Here is a 3,542-nt window from a genome sequence, read left to right as displayed (position 1 = left end):
GTGGATGCCGCCGGACAGAAGGGCACCGGCCGCTGGACGGTCATCTCGGCCCTCGAACTGGGCTCCCCGACGTCGGGCATCGCCGAATCGGTCTTCGCCCGCGCACTGTCCTCGCAGTCGGAGCAGCGCAAGCTGGCGCAGGAACTGCTCACCGGCGGCGAGGCCGCCGTCGACGTGCCGGAAACCTTTGTCGAGGATGTCCGGCAGGCGCTGTACGCCTCCAAGCTGGTCTCCTACGCCCAGGGGCTGGACATGCTCGGTTCCGCGGCCACGGAGTACGGCTGGGACCTCAAGCTGGACGAGATCGCCTCGCTGTGGCGCGGCGGCTGCATCATCCGGGCAGAGCTGCTCAAGGACATCACCAAGGCCTACGCCGCGGCAGAGAAGCCGGCCAACCTGCTGTTCGCCCCGGCGTTCACCAAGGCGATCGCCGAGGTCCTCCCGGCCTGGCGCCGCGTGGTGGCCACCGCGGTGCAGCTGGGCATCCCGGTCCCGGTGTTCTCCTCCTCGCTGGCCTACTACGACGGCCTGCGCCGCAAACGGCTCCCGGCCGCCCTGATCCAGGGCCAGCGCGACCTGTTCGGTGCGCACACCTACGGCCGCAATGACACCGAAGGCACTTTCCACACCCTCTGGGGCGAGGACAAGTCGGAAATCGCCGCGGTGGACACGCACTAGTCCGGTCCGTTCCGGCACGGCGGCCGGCGCTACCCGATACTCTGGGGGCGCCGGCCGTTCCTGTTTACGGCCGCACAGTTTTCCCGGCCGCACTGCCAGTCCGGCCGCACTGTCCTAAGGAGTCTTGCTCATGCCCCAGCCTGTCGCATTTGTCACCGGGGCGTCCACCGGGATAGGTTTCGAGGCCGCCCGGAAGCTCGCGGGGCACGGTTTTACCGTGTACGCCGGCGCCCGGCGGGTGGAGAAAATGGAACCGCTGAAGGCCGACGGCGTCCGGATCGTGGCGCTGGACGTGACGGACGGGGCCTCGATGGACGCCGCCGTCGGGGGAGTGCTCGCCGCCCACGGCCGGATCGACGTGCTGGTGAACAACRCCGGCTACGGGTCGTACGGCTCGCTCGAAGAGGTTGAACTCGCCGAGGCCCGGCGGCAGTTCGACGTCAACGTCTTCGGCCTGGCCCGGATGACCCAGCTCGTGCTTCCGGCCATGCGGGCCGCAGGCAGGGGCAGGATCATCAACGTCTCCTCGATCGGCGGCAAGATGTACGAGCCGCTGGGGGCCTGGTACCACGCCACTAAATTCGCCGTGGAGGGACTCAGCGATTCGCTGCGCGTGGAGCTTTCGCCGCACGGTATCCGGGTGTCGATCATTGAACCGGGGGGCACCCAGTCCGAGTGGGGCGCCATCGCCGCCGAGGGGCTGCGGGCCAGCTCGGGCGCGGGACCGTACGCGGCCCAGGCGAAGGTCGTGGCTGCAGCGCTGGCCTCCACCGACGGTTCGGCGCTGTCCTCGGAGCCCGCAGTGATTGCCGATGCGATCGTCCACGCAGCCACCTCGCCGCGGCCCAGAACCCGCTACCCGGTGGGGAAGGGTGCGCGGGCGATCCTGCTGCTGCGCCGGCTGCTGCCGGACCGCGCGTTCGACGTCGTGCTCTGGAAGATTTACCAGCGCTTTCCGGGATAGACAATGGCCCACGGGGCGGCTAGATGTGGTAATCGATCTCGTATTCGGCCGGATCGACGGCGGGCTTGGTTTCGCGCTGGGCGTCGCGGTGCCGCCAGGTCGCCGGCACGCCTGTCAGGATCGACTCGGCCGGTGCGTCCTTGACCACGACGGCGTTGGCGCCGATGGCACTGTCCCGGCCGATCGTGATGGGGCCCAGGACCTTGGCGCCGGCGCCGATGACGACGCGGTCCTCTATGGTGGGGTGCCGCTTGACCTTGGCGAGCGAACGGCCGCCGAGGGTGACGCCGTGGTAGATCATGACGTCCTCGCCGATCTCGGCGGTCTCGCCGATCACGACGCCCATGCCGTGGTCGATGAAGAAACGCCGGCCGATGGTGGCGCCGGGGTGGATCTCGATGCCGGTCAGGAACCGGGCCAGCTGGGAGATCAACCGGGCCGGGAAACGCAGCGAGGGGTTCTGCCACAAGCGGTGCGTGACGCGGTGCGCCCAGATCGCGTGCAGGCCGGAGTAGGCCAGGACGTTTTCGAAAGAGCCCCGCGCCGCCGGGTCGTGGGACCGGGCGGCGTCGAGGTCTTCCCTCAGTCTTGCGAAGAAGCTCACAAAGATCTTTCTACGAAGTCGTGGCCAGCGGGCTGGACTCAGCCGCGGATGTCGTCGTACAACACGGTGGAGATGTAGCGCTCCCCGAAGTCGCAGACAACGGCAACAATCAGCTTACCGGCGTTCTCCGGGCGCTTGGCGAGCTCCAGCGCCGCCCAGACGATCGCACCGGAGGAGATGCCGCCCAGGATGCCTTCCTTGATGCCCAGTTCGCGGGCCACACGCACCGAATCCTCCAGGCTGGCGTCCAGGACCTCGTCGTAGACGCTGGTGTCCAGGATCTCCGGGACGAAGTTGGCGCCCAGGCCCTGGATCTTGTGCGGACCGGCGTTGCCGCCGTTGAGGATGGCCGAGTCCTTGGGCTCGACGGCGATGATCTGCACGTCGGGCTTGCGCTCCTTGAGTACCTGTCCGACGCCGGTGACGGTCCCGCCGGTGCCGACACCGGCGACGAAGATGTCCACCTTGCCGTCGGTGTCGGTCCAGATTTCCTCCGCGGTGGTCCGGCGGTGGATCTCGGGGTTGGCCTCGTTGGCGAACTGCTGGGCCCAGATCGAGTTCTCCGTGTTGGCGACGATCTCCTGGGCTTTCTCGACGGCGCCGCGCATGCCGTCGGAACCGGGCGTCAGCACAATCTCAGCGCCGTAGGCGCGGAGCATGACGCGCCGTTCGGTGGACATGGTCTCCGGCATGGTGAGGATGACCTTGTAGCCGCGGGCCGCGCCGACCATGGCCAGGGCGATGCCCGTGTTCCCCGAGGTTCCCTCGACGATGGTCCCGCCGGGTTTCAGCGCGCCGGACTTCTCCGCGGCGTCGACGATCGCGACGCCGATCCGGTCCTTGACGCTGTTGGCCGGGTTGTAGAACTCCAACTTGACCGCCACCGTGGCGTCCAGGCCTTCGCTGAGCCGGTTGAGGCGGACCAGCGGGGTGCCGCCGACCAGCTGGGTAACGTCGTCATAGATCCGTGCCATGGGTGTGTATGCCTATCCGTGAGGAGGGAATTTTAAGGTCAGCCTAACGAGGGCCTCTGAACCCTGGCTAAGCCTTAAGCCATGCGGAGTAATATTTCCGGGCCTTGGCCAGCTTCGGGTTGATAATCACCTGGCAGTAGCCCTGCTCGGGGTACTTCGCGAAGTAGTCCTGGTGGAAATCCTCGGCCACGTGGAAAAGACGCAGCCGGCTCACCTCGGTGACGATGGGATGCGTCCACAGCTGCTGGTTCCGCTCGATCGCTTCCTCGAAGAGAATCTTTTCCTCGGTGGTCTCGTAGAACATTGAGGAACGGTACTGCGT

4 protein-coding genes and 1 pseudogene are annotated in these 3,542 nt (G+C 67.3%); 2 read left to right on the top strand and 3 right to left on the bottom strand.

All coding sequences use genetic code 11. The features are described from left to right. A pseudogene (locus AB4Y86_RS14740) lies at positions 1 to 678 on the top strand (NADP-dependent phosphogluconate dehydrogenase); the annotation flags it as partial. A gap of 130 nt (positions 679 to 808) precedes the next feature. Further along, the gene (locus tag AB4Y86_RS14735) at positions 809 to 1,642 is read left to right on the top strand and encodes an oxidoreductase (RefSeq protein ID WP_441402945.1); all 834 of its coding nucleotides are present in this window, start codon (positions 809 to 811) and stop codon (positions 1,640 to 1,642) included. Between the two features lie 19 nt (positions 1,643 to 1,661). On the opposite strand, the gene epsC is transcribed toward AB4Y86_RS14735, so the two are convergent. The 3 genes from epsC to AB4Y86_RS14720 all read right to left on the bottom strand — a co-directional run. Then, positions 1,662 to 2,246: a serine O-acetyltransferase EpsC gene (epsC, locus tag AB4Y86_RS14730; RefSeq protein WP_441402944.1), complete on the bottom strand. Its 585-nt coding sequence runs from the start codon at positions 2,244 to 2,246 to the stop codon at positions 1,662 to 1,664. A 38-nt stretch (positions 2,247 to 2,284) separates the two neighbouring features. Further along, complete coding sequence (cysK, locus tag AB4Y86_RS14725; RefSeq protein ID WP_441402943.1) at positions 2,285 to 3,220, bottom strand: cysteine synthase A; 936 nt, start codon at positions 3,218 to 3,220, stop codon at positions 2,285 to 2,287. Positions 3,221 to 3,287: 67 nt separating this feature from the next. Then, the coding region (locus AB4Y86_RS14720; RefSeq protein WP_441402942.1) for a peptide-methionine (S)-S-oxide reductase at positions 3,288 to 3,542 on the bottom strand (255 nt) is incomplete at its 5' end.

The sequence above is a fragment of the Arthrobacter sp. 2YAF22_2 genome (assembly GCF_052114645.1).
GTDB lineage: Bacteria > Actinomycetota > Actinomycetes > Actinomycetales > Micrococcaceae > Arthrobacter.
This window is presented reverse-complemented; position numbering and strand designations above follow the sequence as displayed.

Coding starts and splice junctions, on each gene's coding strand:
- cysK (WP_441402943.1), bottom strand. CDS start 3,220: ATGGCACGGATCTATGACGACGTTACCCAGCTGGTCGGCGGCACCCCG.